This is a genomic window from Shinella sp. H4-D48 (genome assembly GCF_022637395.1).
GTDB lineage: Bacteria > Pseudomonadota > Alphaproteobacteria > Rhizobiales > Rhizobiaceae > Shinella > Shinella sedimenti.
The window spans coordinates 3,181,721-3,206,151 of sequence record NZ_CP093337.1 but is presented as its reverse complement, the minus strand read 5'-3'; the positions used below and the strand labels follow the sequence as shown (position 1 = coordinate 3,206,151).

The following is a 24,431-nucleotide window of genomic DNA, read 5'->3' as shown; positions in this document are numbered from 1 at the left end:
GTGCTAGCGGCAGTGCATGGAACTCTGGATCCCCATCACCATCGCCGCCGCCTTCCTGCAAAACCTGCGCTCGGCCCTGCAGAAGCATCTTCAGGGCTCGCTTGGTACGCGCGGCGCGAGCTTCGTGCGGTTCGGCTATGGTTTCCCGCTGGCAATCCTCTATGCGCTTTCGTTGCACTGGATCGCCGGCCTGGCGTTTCCGGCGCTCAACTGGACCTTTGCGGTCTGGGCGGTGATCGGCGGCCTCGCGCAGATCTTCGCGACGATGCTGCTCGTCTATCTGTTCTCGCTGAGGAATTTCGCCGTCGGCACGGCCTATTCCAAGACGGAGCCGGTCCAGGCGGCGATCTTCGGTTTCATCCTGCTCGGCGAGCGCATCACGCCCGGCGCAGTCGTCGCCATCATCGTCGGGGTTATCGGGGTCATGCTGATCTCGGTCGCCCGGTCGCCGCTGTCCTGGCGCAACACTTTCGCGGCGCTGACCGGCCGCACCGCCCTGATCGGCATCGCCTCGGGCGGTGTCTTCGGCGTGTCGGCAGTCGCCTATCGCAGCGCCGCCCTCTCGCTGGACGGGCCGGGGCCTATCATGAACGCGGCCGTGACGCTCGCCTGCGTGACGACCTTCCAGACGGCCTTCATGCTGATCTGGATGCTGTGGAAGGACAAGAACGAGATCGTTCAGGTGCTGAAGAGCTGGCGCTCCTCGTCGCTGGTCGGCATTACCGGCGTCATGGGCTCGGCCTGCTGGTTCACGGCCATGAGCCTGCAACAGGTGGCCTATGTGCGCGCACTCGGCCAGATCGAGCTGGTCTTCACCTTCATGGCCTCCTACTTCCTTTTCCATGAGCGGGTGAACCGCACGGAAGTGGCGGGATGCCTTCTCATCGTCTGCGGCATCCTCGGCCTGCTCTTCTGGTAGACCCGGCGGCGCGTTGCCGCCGGTGAGAGCCGTCAGGGCACGATCAGCGTGCCGGCGCCATGCTCGGTGAAGAGTTCGAGAAGCACCGAATGGGCCGTTTTGCCGTTGAGGATGACCACGCCCTGGACACCGGCCTTGATGGCATCGATGCAGGTCTCGACCTTCGGGATCATGCCGCCGGAAATGGTGCCGTCCTTGATGAGCGCGCGGGCCTGCGCCACCGACAGTTCCTTGATGAGCTGGCCATCCTTGTCGAGCACGCCGGGAACGTCCGTCAGGAAGAGCAGGCGCGTGGCGTTCAGCGAGCCGGCGATGGCGCCCGCGAAGGTATCGGCGTTGATGTTGTAGGTATGGCCGTCGCGGCCGGGGGCAACAGGCGCGATGACCGGGATCATCTCTGACTTGGCAAGCAGGTCGATCAGCGTGCGGTCGACTTCCACCACCTCGCCGACGAAGCCGAGGTCCAGAACGCGTTCGATATTGCTGTCGGGATCGGTGACGGTCTTCTTGGCCTTTTCGGCGAAAACCATGTTGCCGTCCTTGCCGCACAGGCCGATCGCCCATTCGCCGGTCTGGTTGATGAGCGCGACGATCTCCTTGTTGATCGAGCCGGCCAGCACCATCTCGACAATCTCGACCGTCCTCTGGTCGGTGACGCGCAGGCCGCCTTCGAACTTCGATTCGATGCCCATCTTGGTCAGCATGGCGCCAATCTGCGGGCCGCCGCCGTGCACGACGATCGGGTTGACGCCGGACTGCTTGAGAAGCGCGATGTCGCTGGCGAAAGCCTTGCCGAGCTCCGGGTTGCCCATGGCGTGGCCGCCATATTTCACCACGATGGTCTTGTTCTCGTAGCGCTGCATGTAGGGCAGGGCCTGAACGAGCAGGCGGGCTTGGTTTTCGCTTTCGGATTGGGACATGGCGGCCTCTCGGGAATGGGTGGGCGCCTGTTTAACGCATGTTTTGTGACGATGGAATGATCCTCTTTTCACAATGCGGCGGCGGGCGCGAGAAAGCGCCTTTCACAGCTGCGGCGTCGATGGCGCAATGGCGATGGGAAGATTATGATGTCCATGCGTGTCTGCTATGGGAAAATGCATCCGCGCGTTCCTATATGAGAGAAAACCACCGTTGCGCGCCATCCGCGCGAACCGAGAGAGTGCAGGAAGCGATGACGGCATTCGGCCGAGATATGGGAGAGACCCGCTGCGACGAAGTGATCGCCGGTGAATATGTGCTCGGCGCGCTTTCCCAGGAGGATTGCCGCAAGGTCGAGGCGCGGCTGGCATCCGACCGCCGCTTTGCCGCAATGGTCGGCCGCTGGCAAGAAACGCTCTTGACCTTCAGCGACGACACGCCGCCGCATACCGCGCCCGATGGCGGCCTCGGCGGTCACCGGCAGGTGCTGCATATGGGCCCGTGCGATGCGGTGTTCACCGGCAAGGTTTCGGGTGGGTGCTGGAATTCCCTCGGCTTCTGGCGCGGACTTGCCTTCGCGGGCCTTGCTGTTGCGGCCGGCCTCGTCCTGTCCCTCGGGGGCTTGCTCACGCAACGGCCCGTCGGTGCCGGCCGGCTCGTTTCCGACGCGGCCGGCGAGGGAGCCGCAATCGACCATTTCGTGCATTATGAAGAAACCAACGGCGCGCTCCGCCTCACGCCGGTTTCCGATGCGAATGAGAAAAAGCGTGCGCTCGAAGTCTGGCTGAAGAAGGAAGGCGAGGCGCCAGTGTCGCTGGGCGTTCTGCCTCATAAGGCCGGAAGCGCGCTCATCCTGTCACGATCCGGCGAGCCGCCTGAAAAGTGAGATGGGGACGGTGGATCGCCGGACTTCTCAGAACTCTTCCCAATCCGCATCCGATCTCTTCTCCTGATGTGCGCCGAATGCGCCGGCGAGCTTCTCGCTGAGTGCGAGCGCGGGAGAGGTGACGGGACGGGACTGGCTGGAAGCCGCCTTGACGTTCCATTGGCCCGGGGATTTGCGAACCGCCGCAGGCTGGGGTGTGACAGGCATCGACGGCGTCGTGGGGACGACGTGAAGATGCGGTGCCTGCACGGTTCGGCTTGACGCCGCCGCGCCGCCGACATTGAAGCGGCCGATCAGAGCGTTGAGTGCCTGCACTTCGGCGGCTAGGCCGTGGCTTGCGGCCGTGGTCTCCTCGACCATGGCAGCATTCTTTTGTGTGCCCTGGTCCATGCTGTTGACGGCTGTGTTGATTTCCTGAAGGCCCACCGACTGTTCGCGCGCCGCCTCGACGATGGCCGCAACGTGGCTGTTGATCTCCTGCACTTCGGTGACGATGGTCTGCAATGCGCGACCGGTGTCGCCGACCAGGGAGACGCCGGTGCGGACCTGCTCGCCCGAAGTGGTTATCAGCGACTTGATTTCCTTGGCGGCCTTGGCCGACCGCTGGGCCAGTTCGCGTACTTCCTGCGCCACGACTGCAAAGCCCTTGCCGGCCTCGCCTGCGCGGGCGGCTTCCACGCCGGCGTTCAGCGCCAGAAGGTTGGTCTGGAAGGCGATATCGTCGATCACGCCGATGATGCTGGTGATCTCGCTGGAGGATTTCTCGATTTCATGCATGGCCGCGACAGCGCGGCGCACGATTTCGCCAGATTTTTCCGCGCCCGTGCGCGTTCGCGAAACGAGGTCTCCGGCTTCTTCCGCACGCCGGGTCGAATCCTTGACAGTGGTCGTGATCTCTTCCAGCGCGGCGGCGGTCTCCTCGACGGAAGCGGCCTGCTGTTCCGTGCGGCGCGACAGGTCGTCGGCCGCCGAGCGGATCTGGCTTGCGCCCGCATCGATGGCTGCGGCGTTCTCGCCCACTTCGCGCAGTGCATCGCTGAGGCGCGAGACGGAGGCGTTGAAGTCCGCCCGCAGCCGGTCGAGGTCGCCCTCGAAGGGCACGTCGATGCGGCAGGTCATGTCTCCGGCGGCGAGCTTGCCTAAAGCGTCTGCAAGGCTTGCGACCGCCTGCTGGACCTGACCGCTGTCACGGGTGCGTTCCGCCTCGCGTGCCTGTCGCTCGCTGTCGGCGCGGTGGCGGTCGTCTTCGGCCTGGCGCTCGAGACGCTGGCGCTCGGCGGCATTGTCGCGGAAGACGGCGACGGTGCCGGCCATGTCGCCGATCTCGTCCTTGCGGCCGGCGCTGGGGATGGTGACGACCGTATCGCCTTCCGCCAGCCGCTTCATTGCGCCGGCAAGGCCGTTGAGCGGTCGCACAACGCGTCGGTTGACGAGGAAAATGGCAGCGATGGCGAGGCCCATCGCGGCGGCGAGCGAGGCCCAGGTCAGCGCGAAGGCGGAACCTTCCTCGCCGCGTGCGGTCTCGATCGTCTCGTCCGTCACGCTCTGGGTGTGCGCCACGAGCGCGTTGAGCGCTGCGGTGATCGCATCGGCACTTGCCTTCATCGACCCCTTGTAGATGTCGAGCGCCGGTCCCTTCGCGCCGATTGCGGAGAACTGCACGAGCTTGCCGGCTTCTTCGAGATAGGTCGTCAGCGTCGCCTTGATGGTGTCGATCCCGGCGATTGCCGCGGCGTCGCCGCTGTTGTCGGCCGCATGGGTCTTCACCATGGCATCGAAGGCTGCGGTGCGTTCCTTGATACGCGCCTCGATGCGGCCGATCTCGTCCGGGTCCATCGAAAGCAGATGTTCTGCGTAGATCGCGTTGAGATCGGAGAAGGCGTGGCTCAGCTGCAGGATCGCGCTCAACTGCGGCATGCGGTCGGTGCCGATGCGCTCGATATGGCCGGTCATCGCCGATAGCGAGCGGAAGGCAACCGCGCCTTGCAGCGCCCCCAGAACGACCATCAGAAGGAAGAGCGCCGGCAGGAGCCTGCTGATCCGGACATTGTGCATGACAGTTCCCTGGTTTTCTCGAAGACGCGCTTTGTGCGGTTGCGCGAAAGTCTAGGGCCCGTCCTTTAACGCGGCCTTAATGGAGCGTTCTCATCTCCTGCCTTGCCGGCCGGTTTTCCCCACCCTACATGCGAGGTCGAACAGGAGTTTTCGATGATCCTCGACGCCGCGCGGCTTGCGCTTGCCAACCTCTTCGCCCCCGAAACGCGTAGCGTCTTCTGGAAGGTTCTGGGCCTGACACTCCTCGCCCTCATCGTCGTGTGGTTCGGGCTGCGCGAAAGCTTCATCGCCTTCGCCTGGCCATGGCTGCAAGGCGCGTTCATGCCTGACCTGCCGCAATGGGCCGGCTGGCTCACTTTCGTGTTCGGCATCGTCGCCAGCATCGGGCTTGCGCTCGGCCTGGCGCTGCTGCTGGCCCCAGTGACCGCCATCATCGCCGGCTTCTTCCTCGACGACGTCGCCGAGGTCATCGAGAAGCGGGACTATCCAAACGAAACGCCGGGCGTTCCCTTACCGATGGGGCAGGCGATTGCCGGCTCGGTCAAATTCCTCGGCATCGTTCTCGTCGGCAATCTCATCGCGCTGTTTCTGCTGTTCATCCCGGGCGTCAATCTCATTGCCTTCTTCGCTGTCAACGGCTACCTGCTCGGCCGGGAATTCTTCGAGTTTGCCGCCATGCGCTATCGCTCGCCCCAGGAGGCGCGGCTGTTCCGGGAAAAGCACTTTTCCACGGTGCTGATCGCCGGCCTGCTGGTCGCGGCTTTCCTGGCGATCCCGATCGTCAACCTTTTGACCCCGCTTTTCGCCGCCGGCCTCATGGTGCACCTGCACAAGGCTTTGAGCCGCAAGGACCCCGGCTTCGCGCTTCCGCAGGCATGATAAAGGAAAAGCCGGCACAGGATCGTGCCGGCTTTTCGATCGTCAGATGGCGGTTCGGCTCAGTAGGCGTCTTCGTACGCCGCGCAGATCTCCGCCTGGGTCTTGCCCGCGAGATAGGCGATCTCGCCCTCCTTGTGCTTGACATAGACGTCCGCGAAGCCCTCCGGGAACCAGCCGCAAACGGTCTCGTTGCCGCGGAACCTCTGCAAAGCCGCTTCCAGCGTCTGCGGCAGGCGGACATAGCCACGGGCGGCAAGTGCATCCGTGCCGAGAAGTGAAAGATCTTCCTGCGTTGCCTCCGGCACGGCAAGGCCTTCCTCGATGCCCTGCACGCCGGCATGGACGATGGCGGCAAGCGCCAGATGCGGGTTTGCCGCACCGTCCGCCGCACGGAATTCGAAGTTGAACTGCGCGGCGCGGGCGATATCGCTGATATCGGAGACCGGGCAGATGCGCACCGAGGCCTCGCGATCGCGGAAGCCGAGATTGTTGAAGGCAGCACTCCAGCGATGCGGCGTCAGCCGCAGGTAGGAAACGACGCTCGGTGCGGTGATCGCGATGATCGAATCGAGATATTTCAGGATGCCGGCGACGAACTTGCCCGCGACATCCGAGAGCTCGTGCTTGCCAGCGGGATCGTAGGTCACGGGATTGCCGGACGCGTCCAGCATGCTCATGTGGACATGCACGCCATTGCCGACGCCGGCCGGATCGCGGATCGGCGTGAAGGTCGGATCGTAGCCGAGCTCGCGCGCGACGAGGCCGACGATCTCCCGCGTGATGATGGAATGGTCGGCGATGGTCACGCCCTTCTGCGGGCCCATCGTCACCTCGAACTGCCCGGCGCCGAACTCCTTGAGGATCGTGTCGGGCGTCACGCCGGCCGTGCGCATGCCGGCGATGATCGCCTCGCAGAAATGACGCTCCCGCTGGAAGCCGCCCAGCGTGAAGGCGCCGCCGACCTCTGACACCAGATGCTTGATCTGGAATTCATGTTCGAAGGCGCCGTAGAGCGTCACGCCCGCCACCTTTTGCAGGCGCTCGAGCGCGCCTTCGAGGATGGAGCGCGTGCAGAATTCCCACGGCCTGCCGTCGGTATAGCGGATGTTGCCGAGCACGAAGTTCTCGTTCGGCGCGCCTTCCTCGCTTTCGATGCTGACGCTGGTTGCCGGATCGGGAATGAGCACGAGGTCGCCCAGCGAGCCGAAGGGGCTTTCGGCGATGGCGTCGAAGCAGGTGATCTGGACATTGGTCGGCGTCCAGCCCACGCCGCGCTTCAGGCGCTTTTCCATCTGCGCCAGCGGAAAGGCCTTGCCCCGCACCTTGCCGGAAAGGTCGCCGCAGCAGGCAACCATCATTTCTTCACGTTTCATCGTCGTCCCCGTTGATCGTATCCTGGTCGTAGCCCGGCATGGAGAAGCGTACGCCGTCCCAATCCCTGATGCGTTTCTGTGTCGCCTCCCAATCCGCCTCGGAGACGCGCACGATCAGCGCCTCGACGAGAACGATTGCGGCCGCCACCGTATCCCAGGCCGTGCCGGCCTCGATCGGCAGGGCGACGATGTGGTCGGCGCTGCGGGCGGCCGGCGACATCCACTTGTCGGTGATCACGACGATGGTGGCGCCACGCGCCTGCGCGATCGTTTCGGCAAGGCGTGCGAGGCTGAGCTGGTAGCGCCGGAAATCGAACAGCAGCACGACATCCTTCTTGCGCATGCGCAACACATGTTCCGGCCAGAACTCCGGATTGTCGGACATGTGGTAGATGCCGCTGCGGATCTGCCGCAGATGGATCGACAGGAAGGACGCGACATTGTCGCTGACACGGCCGCCGAGCAGGAAGATGTTGCGCGAGGGATCGGCGATCAGGTCGGCGAGGATATCGAACTGCGCCTGCGAGACGGTTGCCGCCATCTCCTGCGCGACGGAGGCGATGCGCCGTACATATTCCGACAGGAATTCCGAATGGCCGACCGGCGTTTGCCGCGTCTTCAGGTCGAGCGGTGAACGCTGCCCTTCCTTCAGCTCGGCGATGAGCTGACGTTGCAGATCCTGGAAGCCGCTGCAGCCGATCTTGCTCACGAAGCGGGTGATCGAGGGCGCGCTGACGCCGGTTTTCGCCGCCAGTTCCTGAATGTTCTCGAGCCCCGTGAAGGGGTAGTCGGCAAGGATGGCATTGGCGATCTTGCGCTCGCTGGCGGTCAGCTGCCCGGCCGCCTCCCGGATCCGCGTGCGGACCGTCGTCGACGATTTCCCATCGCTCATAAGTGTGTTCCCGTTATTGGGGCCGGATATTTGCGCCGTGAAAAAAATTAGTCAAATGGAAAAATCGGATTGACTATGATTGGAAAATTTCTTTGACTGGCTGTCATCGAAGCTCACGTTTCGGCCCAAGCCGATACGTTCGACGGATACCATTTCATGCTCAGTCTTGCAGATAGCGACATGTCCAGATTGCTGAATGCTGGCGACCCGGACCCCGTGGAATGGATCAACGCGACCGGGCGTTCGCCCATCTTCCTGACCTGCGAGCATGCCGGCCGCGCCGTGCCGGCCGCACTTGGCGATCTCGGTGTCGCGTCCGCGGAAATGGACCGGCACATCGCCTACGATGTCGGGGCCGAGGGCCTTGCCCGTCGGCTTGCGGAACGGCTCGATGCCGCTCTCATCCTCCAGCGCTACAGCCGTCTGGTGATCGACTGCAACCGCCCGTTCGAAGCGGAAGACTGCGTTCTCAAGCAGAGCGACGGCACGCTCATTCCGGCCAATGCCAATGTTTCCGACGCCCAGCGGCGCGGCCGTTTCGTGGAAATCCACCAGCCTCTGCATGAGGCAATCTCCGTTGCGCTGGAACGGCGGCAGGCGGCTGGCGGGCCGCTTGTCCTCGTTTCGGTGCACAGCTTCACGCCCGTCATGCGCGCCACCGGCGCGGTCCGCGATTTCGAACTTGGCCTGCTCTACAACAGGGATGCGCGCTTTGCCGAACGGCTTGCGGAAACCTTCAGCGCAGCGAATGCCGACGTGACGGTCAAGCTCAACGCGCCGTATCACGTTGACGATGTCTCCGACTACACCATCCCGGTGCACGGTGAACGACGCGGCATTCCGCATGTGCTCATCGAAGTGCGCAACGACCTCATCCAAGACGCGAGCGGTCAGGAGGCATGGGCCGAGCGCCTTGCCGGTCCGCTTCTCCTCGCAGCCCAAAGCCTTGAAGGATCTTCCGATGGCCGCTGACCATCCCTCCACCCGCAACCTGCCGCTCGATCCGGCCGCGTCCGCCATCCTCTTCATCGACGTGCAGAACTTCTCCGTGCGCCGTGACGGCGGCGAGTTCAAGGACGTCTCCGACGCCGATATCGAGGGCAAGTACGGCTACTATTTCAAGCGCATCCATGAGGTCGCCATCCCGAACATGCAGCGCCTGCTTGCCGGCTTCCGCAAGGCCGGCATCGAAGTGCTGCACACGACGATCGAAAGCCTGACGAAGGACGGCCGCGACCGCAGCCTCGATTACAAGATCACCGGCTTCAACGTGCCGAAGGGCTCGTGGGACGGCAAGGTCATCGACGAGCTGGAGCCGCTGGAGGACGAGATTGTCTTGCCGAAGAGCTCGTCGAGCGTGTTCGTCTCCACCCATGTCGATTACATCCTGCGCAATCTCGGCGTGCGGCAGATCGTGCTCTGCGGTCTCCTGACCGACCAGTGCGTGGAATCGGCGGTGCGCGATGCCTGCGACCTCAACTACCTCGTGACGCTCGTGCCCGATGCCTGCGGCACCTATTCGCAGGAGCGGCACGACTTCTCGATCAATGCGATCAAGGGCTATTGCCGGCAGATTTCGACCGACGATCTGCTCAAGGAAATCGGGCAGTAAGCGGCCCGGCACAGTTACGCGACGGGATCAACCAAGGAGCTTTCAGGCGGGCCGCACAAAACAAGAAAAAGGCCGGACCGCATGCCATTCACAGCCGCAAGGCATTCATCAAGGGGAACGATCATGATGAAAACATCCAAATTGCTTCTGGCGGCGGGCCTCGTGCTTGCCTCTTCCTCTGCATTTGCAGACGACGACAAGATCGTCATCGGCGGCGCGCTTTCGATGACGGGTATCCAGGCCCCGCTCGACACGCCCGGCTTCAACGGCGCGCAGGTCGCAGTCAAATACCTGAACGACAATGGCGGCGTGCTCGGCAAGAAGATCGAGTTCATTAACATTGACGGCAAGTCCGACCCGGTCACGGTCGGCAACGTCGCCGTCGAACTGATCGACAAGGGTGCCCAGGTGATCGTCGCACCCTGCGATTTCGATTTCGGATCACCGGCCAGCCGTGAAGCGCAGTCCGCCGATATCGTCGGCATTTCGACCTGCGCCTCCGATCCGCTTTATTCCTCGTGGTCGCTCGGCGACAAGCAGTTCACGCTCTCCATGTGGAACACCACGATGGGCGCGACGGCTGCCGATTTCGCGTTTAAGGAAAAGGGCTGGAAGACGGCTTATGTCGTGACCGATCAGTTCATTGCCTACACCAAGTCGCTCTCCAAGTACTTCGTCGAGCAGTTCAAGGCTGACGGCGGCGAAATCCTGCTGGAAGACACCTATACGAACGGCGACAACAACTTCTCCGCCCAGCTTTCGCGCCTCCAGGCGCTCGGCAAGAAGCCCGACGTCATCTTCGTTTCGTCCTACGGCACGGATATCGGCGTGATCATCCGCGCTTTGCGTGAAGTCGGCTACGATGCGCCGGTTCTCGGTGGTGACGCCTATGACGATCCGGCCATGCACGAAGCGCTCGGCGAGAAGTTCGGCAACGACGTCTATTTCGTCACCCACACCTGGATGGGCGCAGGCGCCGATCCGGAGATGGAAAAGTTCATCGGCCTCTACAAGGAGATGTTCGGCAAGGACCCGGATACTTCCTTCGTTTCGACGGGCTGGGACACGATCATGATGATCGCTCAGGCCATTACGGCGGCCGGCACGACAGAAGGTGCCGCACTGGCCAAGGCGCTTGAAGACGGCAATTTCAAGCTGCTCACCGGCGAACTTGACTATGGCACGGCCGAAGAGGGACACGTCCCGAACAAGGCCGCCGCGGTGATCGAACTCAAGGCCGGCAAGCCGAGCTTCGTTGGCTGGCGCAAGCCGGAATCCCTGCCGAAGCCCTGATCCCTGCCGTTCGGGCCGGCGCATCAGCCGGCCCATACTTTTCGGAAAAGCCATGTCTGAAGCACGTCTCGCGGTAAATGACGTGTCGGTGGAATTCACCGGCCTCCGCGCTCTCGACCATGTCTCGCTGTCCGTCGCCACCGGCGAGGTTCTCGGCCTCATCGGGCCGAACGGATCCGGCAAGACGACGATGATCAATGCGATCACCGGACAGGTGAAGCTCGCCGGCGGCACGATCACCGCCGGCGACGTCACGCTGTCGGGTCTGTCGCCGCGCGATATTGCGCTGGCCGGCGTCAGCCGCTCGTTCCAGATCGTGCGCCTGTTCAACGGCATGACGGTGCTGGAGAATGTGGAGGCCGCGGCCCTCGCCAAGGGTGTTTCCCGCGCCGTCAGCACCGAGCGCGCGGTCAGGTTGCTCGATGAACTCGGCCTGACGGACAAGGCGGATGAGCTCGGCGAGAGCCTGAGCTACGGCGACAAGCGTCGCGTCGAGATCGCCCGGGCGCTGGCCGCCGAGCCGCGCTTCCTGCTGCTCGACGAACCGGCTGCCGGCATGAACGATACCGAAACCGAGACATTGCTGCACACATTGTCCGAGCTGCCGAAGACCCGAGGCCTTGGCCTCATCATCATCGACCATGACATGGGTCTCATCATGCGACTCTGCCACCGCCTGCACGTCCTGGCCTCCGGCCGCACCATCGCCGAAGGAGACGCCGCACACGTGCGCAGTCATCCGGCTGTTGTGGAAGCCTATCTCGGAAAGGGGGCGGCCCATGCTTGATGTGCGCGAGCTCTCCGTCAGCTATGGCACGATTCGCGCGGTGCGCGGCATCAGCTTCACCGTGGGCAAGGGCGAACTCGTCAGCCTGCTCGGCGCAAACGGCGCGGGAAAGTCATCCACCATCAAGGCGATCGCCGGCGCGCTGAAGACCTCCGGCGGCGCAGTCACGCTCGAAGGCAAAGACATCACCTCGGCCAATCCCGAGCAGGTCATCCGTGCGGGGCTTGCCACCGTACCGGAAACCCGCGACGTCTTCCCGGACCTGACCGTCGCCGAGAACCTGATGCTCGGTGCCTATATCCATCGCCGCGACCACGCCGGCAACCGCCAGAACCTCGACAGGCTGCACACGCTCTTCCCGCGCCTTTCCGAGCGCGCTTCTCAGGCGGCGGGCACGCTGTCCGGCGGCGAACAGCAGATGCTGGTCATCGCCCGCGCGCTCATGGCGCGCCCGAGCGTGCTGCTTCTCGACGAACCCTCGCTCGGTCTGGCACCCGCCATCGTCGAACGCATCTTCGAGATGATCGAGACGCTGAAAAAATCCGGCCTGACCATCCTGCTCGTCGAGCAGAACGTGAACCAGGCGCTCGCCGTCGCCGATCGTGCCTATGTCATGCGACTTGGCGCGATCGTCGCGTCCGGCACGGCAGACGAGATCCGCTCCACCAGCGATCTCAGCGCACATTACCTGGGAGGCTGATCCATGGCTTTCGCGATCCAGTTCCTCATCGACGTGCTCAGCCTCGGCGGCGCCTATGCGCTGATGGCGCTTGGTCTTGTCATCATCTACGGCATCCTGCGGCTGGTGAACTTCGCCTATGGCGAACTCATCATGGTCGCCGGCTATACCATGTTCCTGACGAGCGGCTCCGGTCTGCCCTGGCTGCTCATGGCGGTTCTCGCCGTTGCGATGGCGGTCGTCTTCGGCATCCTCACCGACTACGTCGCCTTCCGCCCGGTACGCGCGAAATCGGTGACGGCGGTGCTGATCACCTCTTTCGCTTTCTCGAACCTGTTGCAGAACGCGGCCCTGCTCTTCATCTCACCGCGTCCGCGCAATGTGCCGCTGCCCGACATCTTCTCGCAGACGGTCTCGATCGGTGGGGCAATCACGCCGGTGCGCAATCTCATCACCATCGCCGCCTCCATCGTACTGCTTGCCGCCGTTGCCTTCCTGATGCGCAAGACGACGCTCGGCATCGCGATGCGCGCGGCCGCCACGAACTTCACCATGGCACGCATGCTGGGCGTTCCGGCCAACCTCATTATCTCGTCGGCTTTCGCGCTGTCGGGTTTCCTGGCCGGCGTCGTCGGTCTGCTGTGGATCGGGCGTATCGGCACGGTCGTGCCAGGAGTCGGTCTCGAGCCGCTGCTCGTCGCCTTCATCGCCACCGTCATCGGCGGAATGCGCAGCCTGCCGGGTGCGGTGGTCGGCGGCTTCCTTCTGGCGCTGATCGACACCACGCTCAACTACACCCTGTCGCAGGACCTCCTGAAGTTCCGCGATGCCTTCACCTTCAGCCTTGTGATCCTGATCCTGCTTTGGCGGCCCGAGGGCCTCATCAAGGGTCCGGCCAGCGGCCAGCGGACCTGAGGAGCGGAACCCATGAAACAGTCCTATCTCACCGCCCTCATCCTGATCGCCGTCATCGCCGTGATTGCCGTCGGCAGCCAGATGCTCGGCATCAGGCTTTACGACCGCATCGCCACAAACCTCCTGATTTCGCTTGTTCTGGTCGTCGGCCTGCAAACCTTCATGGGCAATTCCGGCCTGCTATCCTTCGCCCATATCGGCTTCATGGGGCTCGGCGCCTACACGTCGGCGGTGCTGACGATCCCGGCCCAGATGAAGGGCATGGCGCTGCCGGATCTCTATGAGTTCATGAAGGTCGTTGAAATCTCGCCGATGCTCGCCATGCTGGCCGCCGGCGTGGTCGCGGCCCTCGTTGCCGCCGTCGTCGCCTATCCTCTGATGCGGCTTTCGGATGCGGCCGCCGTCATCACCTCCTTCGCACTCCTCGTCGTGCTCTACACGGTCATGAACAACTGGAGCGCGCTCACCAACGGCCCACGCACGCTGTTCGGCCTGCCCAAGACGACGGAGATGCCGATTGCCGCGATCGTGGCCGCGATCGTGGTGGTGGTCGCACTGGCCTTCAAGGAATCGCGCACAGGCAAGCTGCTGCGCGCCTCGCGCGAAGACGAGGTCGCTGCGGCCGCGCTTGGCGCGAACATTCCGCACCTGCGCTGGCGCGCCTTCATCCTGGCGGCCTTCATCGCCGGTATCGGCGGTGCGCTGTGGGGGCATTTCATCACGTCCTTCGCGCCCAAGGCCTTCTATCTCAAGGAGACCTTCCTCATCATCACCATGCTGGTGATCGGCGGCGCCAACACCGTCACCGGCGCGGTTGCCGGCACGGTCCTCATCACAGTCGCCTATGAGGGGCTGCGCGGCACGGAAGCGGCGCTCAATGCCGGGTCCTCAGGTTCCGGCCAGGTCATCGGCCTGACGGAGATCGTGCTCGCGCTCGCGATGATCGCGGTAATGATCGTCCGGCCGGGCGGTCTCTTCCCGAACCGCGAGATCGGCCACATCCTCACCCGCAGCCGCCGAAAGAAGGAGAAGACTGCATGACCTGGAAAACCGCCTATCGCTCCTTCTACTATGCGAATGCCGAAGAGCCCGACGATATCGTGCTCGATCCGGAAACGACGGCGCTGCTCGTCATCGACATCCAGAACACCTATCTCGATCCCAAGGACACGCCCGAGGAAACCGCGCGCTGGCAGCCGTTCTACGACCGCATGCGCCAGACGGTCATCCCAAACACGGCCCGCCTGATCGATGAGTGCCGCAAGCGCAAGGTGGAGGTGATCTTCGCGCGCATCGCCTGCCTGAAGCCCGATGGCCGCGACCGTTCGCTGAGCCAGAAGAAGCCCGGCTTCAACTACCTGCTACTACCCAAGGATCTGCCCCAGGGGCAGGTGGTGCCGGAACTTGAGCCGCGCGCGGACGAGATCGTCATCACCAAGACGACGGACAGCGCCCTGACCGGCACGAACCTGCGGCTTATCCTGCACAATATGGGCATCAAGGATGTCATCTGCTGTGGCATCTTCACCGACCAGTGCGTCTCCTCGACCGTGCGCAGCCTCGCCGACGAGAGCTTCGGCGTCGTCGTCGTGGACGATTGCGGTGCGGCCGCGACCAACGAACTGCACAAGCGCGAGCTTGAGATCATCAACATGATCTACTGCCACGTCGTCCAGCTCGACGAGGTCCTGACCTTCTTCAAGAAGTAAAGGGAAAGCCCATGTCCGGCCTCTATGCGCGTGAACGTCAGTCGGTTTCCTGCATGGCGCATCTGCGGTTCTTCCCGCAGGCGGTCGTCGGGGGAAGCGGTGCGTATCTCACGGCAGACGACGGGCGGAGGCTTCTCGATTTCGCCGCATCCTGGGGTGCCGCGAGCCTCGGGCATTCCCACCCGGCGGTGCGGGCTGCGGTCGACCGTGCGCTCTCCGATCAGGCGGGAGCGAGCTACCTTTCGTCGGCGAACGAAGCCTGCGTGCTGCTTGCCGAAAAGCTCCTGTCGCTGGTGCCGGAGCGCGCGCGTGGCCGCGTCTGGTTCGGCCATTCCGGCTCTGATGCCAACGAGACCGTCGCGCGCATGGTGGTCGCGGCAACCGGCCGGTCCCGCATTCTCGCCTTCGACGGCGCCTATCACGGCGGCACGGTCGGCTCCATGGCGGTCTCGGGGCACCCGGCGCAACAGGGCACCCGCGCTGACGGCCTGACGCTCGTTCCCTATCCCAACAGCTATGCCGCGGATACGCCGCAGGCCGCGAGCGAGGCAGCCCTTGCCCATCTCGACCGGCTTTTCGAAACCGAGGTCGCGCCGGACGAGATCGCAGCCTTCTTCATCGAACCCATCCAGTCCGACGGCGGCATGCTGGTGCCGCCGGACGGTTTCTTCAGGGCCGTCGAGGAGCGTTGCCGCAGGCACGGCATCCTCATCATCTCGGACGAGGTGAAGGTGGGGCTTGGCCGCTCGGGGCGCTTCAACGCCTTCGAACATTCCGGCATCGAACCCGACATCGTCGTCTTCGGCAAGGGCCTTGGCGGCGGTTTGCCGATCTCCGCCGTCGTCGGGCCGGAAGCGATCATGAATCACGATGTGGCATTCTCGCTCCAGACCGTGCACGGCAATCCGGTCTGCGCGGCGGCCGCACTTGCCGTGCTGGAGACCATCCAGCGCGAACGCCTGACTGAGAATGCCGCCAGAACCGGTCGCGTGCTGCGCGACGGTCTGGATGCGCTCTCCCGGCGCCACGCCTTGATCGGCGATGTCCGCGGGCATGGCCTTGCGCTCGGCGTGGAACTGGTCGGCGATCGCGCCAGCCGCGCGCCTGCAACGCGGGAGACCGCCCTGACGGTCTACCGCGCCTTCCAGCTTGGGCTCGTGCTCTATTATGTCGGTGTGCGGTCGAATGTGCTGGAATTCACGCCGCCGCTCACGCTGACGGAGAGCGAGGCGCGCGAAGGCCTCGCCATTCTCGACCAGGCCCTCGCCGATGTCGCTGCGGGGCGGGTTGACGACACCTTGCTTGCGGATTTCTCGGGCTGGTAGCGTCCCTCTCCGCGATTAAGGCGTGGGGCCGTATAGCTGGGGCGGCAGTTCCACGAGCGGGGCCGGAACGTCGCAGGTCTTTTCAGGAGCCTTGCACAGATCAGCGATGACGCAGCGCTCGCATTCGGGCTTGCGCGCCTTGCAACAGTAACGTCCGTGCAGGATCAGCCAGTGATGGGCGTGGTAGAGATACTCGTCCGGGATGAGACGAACGAGCTTGTCCTCCACCTCGTCGGGCGTCTTGCCGGGCGCAAGGCGCAGGCGGTTGGCGATGCGGAAGATATGCGTGTCGACCGCCATGGTCGATTGCCCGAAAGCCATGGACAGCACGACATTGGCCGTCTTGCGTCCCACACCCGGCAGCATCACCAGTTCCTCGCGGGTGCGCGGCACGTCGCCGCCGAAGCGATCTATCAGCATCTGGCTGAGCGCGATCACGTTCTTGGCTTTGTTGCGATAGAGACCGATCGTCTTGATGTATTCGCGCAGCTTCTCCTCGCCCAGCGCCAGCATCTTCTGCGGCGTATCGGCCACCTTGAAAAGCGCGCGTGTCGCCTTGTTGACGCCGGCATCGGTGGCCTGTGCGGAGAGTGCGACGGCGACCACCAGCGTGAACGGGTTCACATGCTCGAGTTCACCCTTCGGCTCCGGCCGCTGGATGGAAAAGCGGCGAAATATTTCGCGCAGTTCGTCCTGCGAATAAAGGCTCTTCGGCCGTGCGGGCACTTTGCGGCGGGCAGGGGCGGGGGCTCTCGATTTTTTGATCTTTCCGTTTTCCATGATGCTTCTATAGTCATGCGCCATGACACAAGGCAACGCCGACACGAGCATGGCCGACATGAGCATGAACGAGCGCCCGGTCTTCTCGGCCGAGCTTCATCCCTATCGTTCGCTCGGCCGCCACGGGCATCGCATCTTCTTCCTCATCGCCGGCGTTCTCAGCCTTGCGCATGTGGCCGTCTTCCTGATTTCGGGCGCGTGGCCGGTCGCCCTGTTCTTCGGCCTCGATTTCCTCGTTCTCTTCGGCGCCTTCTGGCTCAACAACCGGGCGGCGAAGGCGCGCGAACTGGTGTCGCTGTCACGCACCAGCATCTCCATCCGCAAGATCAGCGCGTCCGGCCGCGAGACGCAATATGCCTTCAACCCGTTCTGGGCGCGCTTCCTCGTTTCCCGCAAACCGAAGATAGGCATCACGGCCATGCATGTGCGCGGCAATGGGCGCGAGACCGATGTCGGCACCTTCCTGCCGCTCGATGACCGCGAGCGCTTCGCCTCGGCCTTTTCGGGTGCGCTCGCCCGCGTGAAGCGCGGTTACTGACCGGTCGGCAGGAAACGGGTGGCGGCCACGCTAACGGCGTGCTTTTCTGGCGGCACAGGAGAAGACCATGAACATTGCCGCGACCTTGCAAACCGATATCACGCCCGATGGCCAGGACTACGCGACCGTCCGACAGGTCATCGAGATGATCACCGAGGACTACCGTCAACAGCCGGGTCTGGAAGACATTGCCGCCCGTCTCGGCCAGTCGCCGAGCCAGCTGCAGAAGACCTTCACGCGCTGGGCGGGCCTTTCGCCCAAGGCCTTTCTCCAGGCTGTGACACTCGATCATGCCAAGCGCCTGCTGCGCCAGGAGGCGCTGCCGCTGCTCGAAACGAGCTTCGAAGTCGGCCTGTCCGGCCCCGGACGGCTGCACGACCTCTTCGTCACGCATGAAGCCATGTCGCCGGGCGAGTGGAAGGCGCGGGGCGCGGGGCTAACGATCCGCTACGGCCTGCATCCGTCGCCCTTCGGCACAGCGCTCGTAATGATCACCGACCGCGGACTTGCTGGCCTTGCCTTCACCGACGAGGCGGGCGGCACAGATGCCTTCGAGGATATGTCGTCCCGCTGGCCGAATGCTCATTATGTCGAGGATGCCGAGGCAACGGCGGCGTATGCGGCCCGCATCTTCGATCCCGCGCGCTGGAACCCGGAGGAGCCGCTGCGGGTCGTGCTGATCGGTTCTGATTTCCAGGTTCGCGTCTGGGAGGCGCTGCTGCGTATCCCGATGGGTTGCGCCGTCACCTATTCGTCGATCGCCGAAAAGCTCGGCCAGCCGACGGCCTCGCGCGCCGTGGGTGCCGCGGTGGGCCGCAACCCGATCTCTTTCGTCGTGCCCTGCCACCGCGCGCTCGGCAAGAGCGGCGCGCTGACCGGCTATCACTGGGGCCTGACACGCAAGCGCGCGATGCTCGGCTGGGAATCGGGCCGGGCCTGACGGCGACCGCGAAGGGTGATGTCTGCCCGAAATGGCGCGACGGCCGCCCCTCTTTCATGTTCCCGCCGCAATCGTTAGGTTGAAGCAGAATCATCGAAGTCTCCGGGGACCCACATGTACAAAAAGGCTCTGCTTGTCGCACTTGCCGCGACTTATCTTTCCGCCTGCACGACGACCGATCCCTATACGGGCGAGCAGAAGGTTTCCAATACGGCGGGCGGTGCGGCCATCGGCGCCGGCATGGGCGCCGTCGCCGGCCTCCTCGTCGGCAACAATCCGGTGCAGCGCCGCAACGCGGCCCTGATCGGCGCCGGTATCGGCGCGCTGGCCGGCGGTGCCATCGGCAATTACATGGACACGCAGGAATCCGAGCTGCGTGCGCAGCTCCAGGGCACCGGCGTTTCGGTCACGCGTAACGGCGACCGCATCATCCTGAACATGCCCTCGAACGTGACCTTCGCGACGGACCAGGATCAGGTCATCCCGCCGTTCTACCCGACGCTCGATTCGGTTGCGACCGTGCTGCGCAAGTTCGACAAGACGCTGATCGACGTCGACGGCCATACCGACTCTGTCGGCAATGCCGGTTACAATCAGGATCTGTCCGAACGCCGCGCCAATTCGGTGGCCAACTACCTGGCCGCACGCGGCGTCGATCCCCGCCGCATGTCGGCCATGGGCTACGGCCTTACGCGTCCGATCGCCTCCAACGCATCGGAAATGGGCCGCGCGCAAAACCGTCGCGTCGAAATCTCGATCTCCCCGCTTCGTCAGGGTTAAAGGGCGTCAGGCGCGCCTGAGCGCCGGATCGTCGTCGGCCGGGTTGTAGAAGAGCGAGAGCACCAGGCTCTTTGCGATTCGCTCGGCCGTCGCCATGAACCAGGCCTTCGCCTGGGGCGAGGGCGCGATGTCGTCGAGCGTGGCGGAGAACAGGCCGAGCCAGGTTTGGAAAAGCGGCGGGTTCATGCCCGCAACGCCCTGATGCGCCATGACAGGCTTGCCGCCATAGCCGCCGTCCTTGAAGGCGACGGCAGACCAGAAACGGTTCATCTTTTCCATATGCTCCGGCCAGCGACCGGCAAGCGGCCCGTCGAAGACCGGGCCAAGCTCCGGATGAGCCCGCACGCGGCCATAGAACGTGTCTACCAGCAGCGGAATGAAATCGGCGGTGATGCCAATGGCATGCATCTCGGTTTCCGCGCGGGCCCGGATGGCGGCGAAATGGGACTGGCGGTCGGATTTTTGCTCTGTCATGTCGGCAAGATAGGTGCCGCGCGCGACCTTCGCAATCCGGCCGATCGCCGCAGAAGGTTCAGGGTCCTTCGCGTCCCGGCGCCCATTCCAGCCGTTTGTAATCGAAACCATATTTCAATGTCGGCTTCACGATCTCGAAATAGGGTGAGAGGTCGAAGTCGCGCGGCGTATAGAGCGAGTGGTGGCGGATATGCAGGATTTCTTCCCTGGAATAGGGTGAGGTCGCCGCCGCCCGGCCGGGCGCCCGCGTGACCTCCGGCAGGATCGGATAGCGGATCGACTCGAAAGCCTGTGCGATCAGCGTCGAGCAGATCGCCCGCGTCGGATCTCCCGAGCCGAAGGCGATCATGCGGCGACGCCAGCGCACCGGCACGGGCGGCGTCGGCAAGAAATAGCGCAGCATGTCGGTGATGTTCTTCAGGTCGTATTTGAGCCCGAGACGCGAGATCATGAAGCCGACCAGCGTATCGCGGTCGTCGGGCGTCAGCCCCACCGGGCGACAGATGCGCGTGTTGTAGGTTCGGTACTTGGTGAGCGGCACCGCCACGCAGCCTTCGCCGATATTGACCTCGATAAGCTGCGGCCGTTCCATCGCCGGCCGCGCCGCCTGGTCGAGCGTCAGCGGGATCTCGTCGCCGACGAAGAGCGCCGCATGGGACCAGGTCGACTGTGTCAGATACTTGATCGCCGCCGAGACCTTCTGGTTGCCCTCGACCAGAAGCACGTCGCCGGGGCGCAGCGTGCGCGACAGCGTTTCGGGATCGGAAGGCGTGTAGGGCTCATAGCCTGATGTCTGGCTTTGAAGCCGGTCGGCGACATGGCGGCCGAGACGATCGAGCAGCGTGTCGCGGCTTGTGGAAAGCGGCTTCAATCCGGCGGTCACGTCTCGTCCCTTACTGTCATACCGGCGCCACTCTAGCCCCTGGCCTGACCGCATGTCGAGCTTGACGCCGATATGGCAATTCCTATATTTAGAATAATTCTAAACTGGAATGACCGCCGATGTTCTCCCGTCTCCTCCGCCCTGGAAAACGCAGTCTCGAATCGCTCAGCGAGCAGGAAATCCTGGCACTCGCCATCTCCTCGGAAGAGGATGACGGGCGCATCTACCTCGCCTATGCCGATGCCCTGCGCGAAGCCTATCCCCACTCGGCCCGCGTCTTCGAGGAGATGTCGGCCGAGGAAAGCCATCACCGCCAGATGCTGATCGATCGTCACATCTCCCGCTTCGGCGACCGCATCCCCCTGGTACGTCGCGAGTTCGTGCGCGACTTCCCGGAGCGAAAGCCGGACTGGTTGATCGGCAACATGTCGCTGGACGCCATCCGCGCGCAGGCGGAAGCCATGGAGGCATCCGCGCATCAATTCTACCTGACGGCCGCCGCCCGCACGCAGGATGCCGCCACGCGCAAGCTGCTGGGCGATCTGGCGCTGGCGGAGAAGTCGCATGAATCGCTTGCGCGGCGGCTCGGCGAACAGCACACGCCGGCCGATGTGAAGACGCAGGAAGACCAGACGGCACGCCGGCAATTCATCCTGACCTATGTGCAGCCCGGCCTGGCCGGGCTGATGGACGGATCGGTCTCGACGCTTGCGCCGATATTCGCCGCCGCCTTCGCCACGCAGGACACCTGGCAGACTTTCCTTGTCGGCCTGTCGGCATCCGTCGGTGCGGGTATTTCGATGGGCTTCACGGAAGCCGCCCATGACGACGGCAAATTGTCGGGACGTGGTTCGCCGATCAAGCGCGGCTTGGCCTCAGGCATCATGACGGCGCTGGGCGGTCTCGGCCACGCGCTGCCCTACCTGATCCCGAACTTCATGCTGGCGACGAGCATTGCCGTCCTGGTGGTGTTCGTGGAGTTGTGGACCATCGCCTTCATTCAGAACCGTTATATGGAGACCCCGTTCCTGCGCGCGGCGATGCAGGTGGTGCTAGGCGGCAGTCTCGTTCTGGCAGCCGGTATCCTTATTGGAAATGCATAGGGACAAGAGCCGCCTTCAGCGGCGCGTCGTCCGGTTCATGTCGCGCACGACCCAGCGGTAGAAGAGATAAACGCCGAAGGCCATCAGGGCCAGCGGCAGAAGATTGGCTACAGAATCCATTTCGACCTCAATTTACCTCCCTGCGAGGCAATTAAGCGGTCGTTAACCAGACTGCAATGCCGAAAACGGCGATAGAGCGTTCACAAAACGCGACTATCGTTCATGAAACGCAAAACGGGGCGTTGCCGCCCCGTTTTGTTGTCATCAGGCACGCAACGTGCCGCCGGTGGTTTTCACCACATTGCCGACGATCCTTGTCGTCAGCGCCTCGAAATCCTCGTCCGTCAGCGTCTTGTCGACCGGCTGAATGACGACCTCGATGGCGACGGACTTCTTGCCCTCGCCAAGCGAAGCGCCCTCGAACACGTCGAAGACATTGACCGCGGCGATCAGCTTGCGATCGGCGCCCGTCGCGGCGCGCACGATGGCGCCCGCTTCCACCGTCTTGTCGACGACGAAGGCAAAGTCGCGCTTCACGGCCTGGAACGGCGAGAGGTCGAGTGCGGGCTTGGTGCGCGTCGCCTTCTTTTTCGGTTCCGGCATGGCATCGACAAAGATCTCGAAGCCGCAAAGCGCGCCGGAGACGTCGAGCGCGCCGAGGGTCTTCGGATGGAACTCGCCGAAATAGCCGAGCACGATCTTCGGACCCATCTTGATGGTTCCCGATCGGCCCGGATGGTACCAGCCCGGCGCGCCCGGCTCGATCTGCACATTGCCCATCGGCAGGCCGCAGGCCTCGATCACGGCAAGAGCGTCGGCCTTTGCGTCGAAGACATCGACCGGCTTGCCGCCGCCCTTGGCGGCATTCGACCATAGGCGGCCGGAACCGGCGAGCGTCGCCGTGCCGCGCCGCACACCGCCGGCCACGCGGCGCTGGCCCTCGGGGCGGTCGTTCTCATAGGTACCCGAGACTTCGAACAGTGCGACGTCCCCGTAACCCTTGTCGGCATTGCGCTGGGCGGCTGCGAGCAGGCCCGGCAGCAGCGAGGGACGCATGTCGGACATATCCGATGCGATCGGGTTCGACAGCGCCAGCGACGGCGCGCCGCCGCCGAACAGCTCGGCATGGGCCTTCGGAATGAAGGACCATGTGACGGCTTCCAGCATGCCGCGTGCGGCAAGCGCCCGCTTGGCGAGGCGCGTGCGGATTTGCAGCGTGGTCAGGATACGGCCGTTGACCGCGGCATGGCTTTCGAGCGGCGCCGGCTTGATGTTGTCGACGCCGTGGATGCGCATGACCTCTTCGACAAGGTCCGCCTTGCCATCGACATCCGGGCGCCAGGAGGGGACGGCGACCGAAACACGCTCGCCCGCGCCGGTCACTGTGAAGCCGAGACGGGTGAGGATGTTGGTGCTTTCGGCTTCCGAGACGTCGAGGCCCGTCAGGCGCTTCACTTCCGAGAAGGGAAAGTCCACGACCTTGGCGGTGTAGCCCTTGTAACCGACGACATCGGTCCTGGCCGGCGTGCCGCCGCACAGTTCCAGCACCAGTTCGGTAGCGCGCTCGAGGCCGGGTACCATGTATTCCGGGTCCACGCCGCGCTCGAAGCGATAGCGGGCATCGGTGATGATGCCGTGCGAACGGCCGGTCTTGGCGATGTTCATCGGATCCCAGAGGGCCGATTCGATCAGCACATCCACCGTGTTTTCATCGCAGCCCGAATGCTCGCCGCCCATGATGCCGCCGATGGATTCGACGCCGTTGTCATCGGAAATGACGACATTAGCCGGATTCAGCGTGTATTCGCGCGTGTCGAGCGCCATCACTTTCTCGCCCTCGGCGGCGCGGCGAACGACGAGATCGCCCTTCACCTTGGCCGCGTCGAAGACGTGCAGCGGGCGACCCTGGTCGAAGGTCATGTAATTGGTAATGTCGACGAGCGCGTTGATCGGGCGGAGGCCGATGGCGATAAGCCGCTGCTGCATCCAGCGCGGGCTTGGCCCGTTCTTGACGCCGCGCACGAGGCGCAGCGCAAAGCCGGGGCACAGATGGTCATCACCGCCAAGCTCCAGCTTCACCTTCACCGGCGTCTCGCCTTCGACCTTGAAGGACGGTGCCTTCGCTGTCTTGAGGGTGCCGAGGCCGGCAGCGGCGAGGTCGCGGGCGATGCCGTAGATGCTTGTGCAGTCCGGACGGTTCGGCGTCAGGTTGATCTCGATGACTGGATCGTCAAGGCCGGCATAGCCGGCATAGCTCTGACCCACAGGCGCATCCGCCGGAAGCTCGATGATGCCGTCGTGGTTGTCGGAAATCTCAAGTTCCTTTTCCGAGCACATCATGCCGCGGCTTTCGACGCCGCGGATGTTGCCGACGGAAAGCGTGACATCGATGCCGGGCACATAGGTGCCGGGCGCGGCGAAGGCGCCGATCAGTCCGGCGCGTGCGTTCGGCGCACCGCAGACGACCTGGATCGGATCGCCCTTGCCTGTATCGACCATCAGCACGCGCAGCTTGTCGGCGTTGGGATGCTGTTCAGCCGAAACGACCTTGGCGATGACAAAGGGCTTGAACGCCGCCTTGTCGTCGACCTCTTCCACTTCAAGGCCGATCGCCGTCAGCTTCTCGCAGATTTCGTCGAGCGAGGCATCGGTGTCGAGGTGGTCCTTCAGCCAGGAGAGCGTGAATTTCAT

The 24,431-nt window shown here is 64.0% G+C and carries 24 protein-coding genes; 16 read left to right on the top strand and 8 right to left on the bottom strand.

The window, feature by feature from the left end:
* Positions 1–16 precede the first annotated feature (16 nt).
* Entirely contained in the window at positions 17–919 is a 903-nt protein-coding gene (locus MNR02_RS15780) for a DMT family transporter (protein WP_241947451.1), read from the top strand.
* Positions 920–951: 32 nt separating this feature from the next.
* On the opposite strand, the gene argB is transcribed toward MNR02_RS15780, so the two are convergent.
* On the bottom strand, positions 952–1,839 hold the full coding sequence (argB, locus tag MNR02_RS15775; RefSeq protein ID WP_241599909.1) for an acetylglutamate kinase: 888 nt from the start codon (positions 1,837–1,839) through the stop codon (positions 952–954).
* Between the two features lie 251 nt (positions 1,840–2,090).
* On the opposite strand from argB, the gene MNR02_RS15770 reads away from it, so the two are divergent.
* Entirely contained in the window at positions 2,091–2,723 is a 633-nt protein-coding gene (locus MNR02_RS15770; RefSeq protein ID WP_241947450.1) for an anti-sigma factor domain-containing protein, read from the top strand.
* 27 nt (positions 2,724–2,750) lie between these two features.
* On the opposite strand, the gene MNR02_RS15765 is transcribed toward MNR02_RS15770, so the two are convergent.
* Complete coding sequence (locus MNR02_RS15765) at positions 2,751–4,778, bottom strand: methyl-accepting chemotaxis protein (protein WP_305854489.1); 2,028 nt, start codon at positions 4,776–4,778, stop codon at positions 2,751–2,753.
* 153 nt (positions 4,779–4,931) lie between these two features.
* Here MNR02_RS15765 and MNR02_RS15755 point away from each other — a divergent pair, with 153 nt between their 5' ends.
* A complete protein-coding gene (locus tag MNR02_RS15755; RefSeq protein ID WP_241947449.1) occupies positions 4,932–5,657 on the top strand; it encodes a sulfate transporter family protein in 726 nt (241 codons plus the stop codon).
* 59 nt (positions 5,658–5,716) lie between these two features.
* Here the strand turns inward: MNR02_RS15755 and MNR02_RS15750 are convergent, their stop codons facing one another.
* Both MNR02_RS15750 and MNR02_RS15745 read right to left on the bottom strand, forming a co-directional pair.
* Complete coding sequence (locus MNR02_RS15750) at positions 5,717–7,030, bottom strand: glutamine synthetase family protein (RefSeq protein WP_241947448.1); 1,314 nt, start codon at positions 7,028–7,030, stop codon at positions 5,717–5,719.
* Entirely contained in the window at positions 7,020–7,922 is a 903-nt protein-coding gene (locus MNR02_RS15745) for a MurR/RpiR family transcriptional regulator (RefSeq protein WP_241947447.1), read from the bottom strand. The genes MNR02_RS15750 and MNR02_RS15745 overlap by 11 nt, the downstream gene beginning before the upstream one ends.
* Positions 7,923–8,078: 156 nt before the next feature.
* Here MNR02_RS15745 and MNR02_RS15740 point away from each other — a divergent pair, with 156 nt between their 5' ends.
* The 9 genes from MNR02_RS15740 to MNR02_RS15700 all read left to right on the top strand — a co-directional run bounded on the left by MNR02_RS15740 (position 8,079) and on the right by MNR02_RS15700 (position 16,242).
* Entirely contained in the window at positions 8,079–8,894 is an 816-nt protein-coding gene (locus MNR02_RS15740) for an N-formylglutamate amidohydrolase (RefSeq protein WP_241947446.1), read from the top strand.
* Positions 8,884–9,534 carry an isochorismatase family cysteine hydrolase gene (locus tag MNR02_RS15735; protein ID WP_241599920.1) on the top strand — a complete coding sequence of 217 codons (651 nt, stop codon included), beginning with the start codon at positions 8,884–8,886 and terminating at the stop codon, positions 9,532–9,534. The genes MNR02_RS15740 and MNR02_RS15735 overlap by 11 nt, the downstream gene beginning before the upstream one ends.
* A gap of 123 nt (positions 9,535–9,657) precedes the next feature.
* The gene (locus tag MNR02_RS15730; protein WP_241947445.1) at positions 9,658–10,827 is read left to right on the top strand and encodes an ABC transporter substrate-binding protein; all 1,170 of its coding nucleotides are present in this window, start codon (positions 9,658–9,660) and stop codon (positions 10,825–10,827) included.
* A gap of 52 nt (positions 10,828–10,879) precedes the next feature.
* Positions 10,880–11,614: an ABC transporter ATP-binding protein gene (locus MNR02_RS15725; protein WP_241599924.1), complete on the top strand. Its 735-nt coding sequence runs from the start codon at positions 10,880–10,882 to the stop codon at positions 11,612–11,614.
* A complete protein-coding gene (locus MNR02_RS15720; RefSeq protein ID WP_241947444.1) occupies positions 11,607–12,314 on the top strand; it encodes an ABC transporter ATP-binding protein in 708 nt (235 codons plus the stop codon). The genes MNR02_RS15725 and MNR02_RS15720 overlap by 8 nt, the downstream gene beginning before the upstream one ends.
* 3 nt (positions 12,315–12,317) lie before the next feature.
* Positions 12,318–13,208 (top strand): branched-chain amino acid ABC transporter permease, encoded by an 891-nt coding sequence (locus tag MNR02_RS15715; RefSeq protein WP_241947443.1) that lies wholly within the window; start codon positions 12,318–12,320, stop codon positions 13,206–13,208.
* 12 nt (positions 13,209–13,220) lie between these two features.
* Positions 13,221–14,249, top strand: a complete 1,029-nt coding sequence (locus MNR02_RS15710) for a branched-chain amino acid ABC transporter permease (protein ID WP_241947442.1) — start codon at positions 13,221–13,223, stop codon at positions 14,247–14,249.
* The gene (locus tag MNR02_RS15705; RefSeq protein WP_241947441.1) at positions 14,246–14,917 is read left to right on the top strand and encodes a cysteine hydrolase family protein; all 672 of its coding nucleotides are present in this window, start codon (positions 14,246–14,248) and stop codon (positions 14,915–14,917) included. Before MNR02_RS15710 ends, MNR02_RS15705 begins: the two co-directional genes overlap by 4 nt.
* A gap of 11 nt (positions 14,918–14,928) precedes the next feature.
* A complete protein-coding gene (locus MNR02_RS15700; protein ID WP_241947440.1) occupies positions 14,929–16,242 on the top strand; it encodes an aspartate aminotransferase family protein in 1,314 nt (437 codons plus the stop codon).
* Positions 16,243–16,257: 15 nt separating this feature from the next.
* Here MNR02_RS15700 and nth read toward each other — a convergent pair whose 3' ends face one another.
* The gene (nth, locus tag MNR02_RS15695; protein WP_241947439.1) at positions 16,258–17,022 is read right to left on the bottom strand and encodes an endonuclease III; all 765 of its coding nucleotides are present in this window, start codon (positions 17,020–17,022) and stop codon (positions 16,258–16,260) included.
* A gap of 22 nt (positions 17,023–17,044) precedes the next feature.
* Here nth and MNR02_RS15690 point away from each other — a divergent pair, with 22 nt between their 5' ends.
* The 3 genes from MNR02_RS15690 (at position 17,045) to MNR02_RS15680 (ending at position 19,280) form a co-directional block, all read left to right on the top strand.
* A complete protein-coding gene (locus MNR02_RS15690; RefSeq protein ID WP_241599937.1) occupies positions 17,045–17,560 on the top strand; it encodes a DUF2244 domain-containing protein in 516 nt (171 codons plus the stop codon).
* Between the two features lie 67 nt (positions 17,561–17,627).
* Positions 17,628–18,500, top strand: coding sequence for a bifunctional helix-turn-helix domain-containing protein/methylated-DNA--[protein]-cysteine S-methyltransferase (locus MNR02_RS15685; RefSeq protein WP_241947438.1), 873 nt, complete (start codon positions 17,628–17,630; stop codon positions 18,498–18,500).
* A 114-nt stretch (positions 18,501–18,614) separates the two neighbouring features.
* Positions 18,615–19,280, top strand: a complete 666-nt coding sequence (locus MNR02_RS15680; RefSeq protein WP_134647933.1) for an OmpA family protein — start codon at positions 18,615–18,617, stop codon at positions 19,278–19,280.
* Between the two features lie 6 nt (positions 19,281–19,286).
* On the opposite strand, the gene MNR02_RS15675 is transcribed toward MNR02_RS15680, so the two are convergent.
* Both MNR02_RS15675 and MNR02_RS15670 read right to left on the bottom strand, forming a co-directional pair.
* Positions 19,287–19,754 carry a group III truncated hemoglobin gene (locus MNR02_RS15675; protein WP_241948895.1) on the bottom strand — a complete coding sequence of 156 codons (468 nt, stop codon included), beginning with the start codon at positions 19,752–19,754 and terminating at the stop codon, positions 19,287–19,289.
* 58 nt (positions 19,755–19,812) lie between these two features.
* Positions 19,813–20,637, bottom strand: a complete 825-nt coding sequence (locus tag MNR02_RS15670; protein WP_241947437.1) for a lipo-like protein — start codon at positions 20,635–20,637, stop codon at positions 19,813–19,815.
* A 119-nt stretch (positions 20,638–20,756) separates the two neighbouring features.
* Here MNR02_RS15670 and mbfA point away from each other — a divergent pair, with 119 nt between their 5' ends.
* Entirely contained in the window at positions 20,757–21,740 is a 984-nt protein-coding gene (gene mbfA, locus MNR02_RS15665; protein ID WP_241599947.1) for an iron exporter MbfA, read from the top strand.
* Positions 21,741–22,004: 264 nt separating this feature from the next.
* Here the strand turns inward: mbfA and pheT are convergent, their stop codons facing one another.
* Positions 22,005–24,431, bottom strand: a complete 2,427-nt coding sequence (gene pheT / locus MNR02_RS15660; RefSeq protein ID WP_241947436.1) for a phenylalanine--tRNA ligase subunit beta — start codon at positions 24,429–24,431, stop codon at positions 22,005–22,007.

Coding starts and splice junctions, on each gene's coding strand:
- MNR02_RS15770 (WP_241947450.1), top strand. CDS start 2,091: ATGACGGCATTCGGCCGAGATATGGGAGAGACCCGCTGCGACGAAGTG.
- MNR02_RS15720 (WP_241947444.1), top strand. CDS start 11,607: ATGCTTGATGTGCGCGAGCTCTCCGTCAGCTATGGCACGATTCGCGCG.
- MNR02_RS15745 (WP_241947447.1), bottom strand. CDS start 7,922: ATGAGCGATGGGAAATCGTCGACGACGGTCCGCACGCGGATCCGGGAG.
- MNR02_RS15755 (WP_241947449.1), top strand. CDS start 4,932: ATGATCCTCGACGCCGCGCGGCTTGCGCTTGCCAACCTCTTCGCCCCC.
- MNR02_RS15750 (WP_241947448.1), bottom strand. CDS start 7,030: ATGAAACGTGAAGAAATGATGGTTGCCTGCTGCGGCGACCTTTCCGGC.
- MNR02_RS15725 (WP_241599924.1), top strand. CDS start 10,880: ATGTCTGAAGCACGTCTCGCGGTAAATGACGTGTCGGTGGAATTCACC.
- MNR02_RS15675 (WP_241948895.1), bottom strand. CDS start 19,754: ATGACAGAGCAAAAATCCGACCGCCAGTCCCATTTCGCCGCCATCCGG.
- mbfA (WP_241599947.1), top strand. CDS start 20,757: ATGTTCTCCCGTCTCCTCCGCCCTGGAAAACGCAGTCTCGAATCGCTC.
- argB (WP_241599909.1), bottom strand. CDS start 1,839: ATGTCCCAATCCGAAAGCGAAAACCAAGCCCGCCTGCTCGTTCAGGCC.
- MNR02_RS15705 (WP_241947441.1), top strand. CDS start 14,246: ATGACCTGGAAAACCGCCTATCGCTCCTTCTACTATGCGAATGCCGAA.
- MNR02_RS15780 (WP_241947451.1), top strand. CDS start 17: ATGGAACTCTGGATCCCCATCACCATCGCCGCCGCCTTCCTGCAAAAC.
- MNR02_RS15685 (WP_241947438.1), top strand. CDS start 17,628: ATGAACATTGCCGCGACCTTGCAAACCGATATCACGCCCGATGGCCAG.
- MNR02_RS15735 (WP_241599920.1), top strand. CDS start 8,884: ATGGCCGCTGACCATCCCTCCACCCGCAACCTGCCGCTCGATCCGGCC.
- MNR02_RS15710 (WP_241947442.1), top strand. CDS start 13,221: ATGAAACAGTCCTATCTCACCGCCCTCATCCTGATCGCCGTCATCGCC.
- MNR02_RS15680 (WP_134647933.1), top strand. CDS start 18,615: ATGTACAAAAAGGCTCTGCTTGTCGCACTTGCCGCGACTTATCTTTCC.
- MNR02_RS15740 (WP_241947446.1), top strand. CDS start 8,079: ATGCTCAGTCTTGCAGATAGCGACATGTCCAGATTGCTGAATGCTGGC.
- MNR02_RS15715 (WP_241947443.1), top strand. CDS start 12,318: ATGGCTTTCGCGATCCAGTTCCTCATCGACGTGCTCAGCCTCGGCGGC.
- nth (WP_241947439.1), bottom strand. CDS start 17,022: ATGGAAAACGGAAAGATCAAAAAATCGAGAGCCCCCGCCCCTGCCCGC.
- MNR02_RS15730 (WP_241947445.1), top strand. CDS start 9,658: ATGATGAAAACATCCAAATTGCTTCTGGCGGCGGGCCTCGTGCTTGCC.
- MNR02_RS15700 (WP_241947440.1), top strand. CDS start 14,929: ATGTCCGGCCTCTATGCGCGTGAACGTCAGTCGGTTTCCTGCATGGCG.
- MNR02_RS15690 (WP_241599937.1), top strand. CDS start 17,045: ATGACACAAGGCAACGCCGACACGAGCATGGCCGACATGAGCATGAAC.
- pheT (WP_241947436.1), bottom strand. CDS start 24,431: ATGAAATTCACGCTCTCCTGGCTGAAGGACCACCTCGACACCGATGCC.
- MNR02_RS15765 (WP_305854489.1), bottom strand. CDS start 4,778: ATGCACAATGTCCGGATCAGCAGGCTCCTGCCGGCGCTCTTCCTTCTG.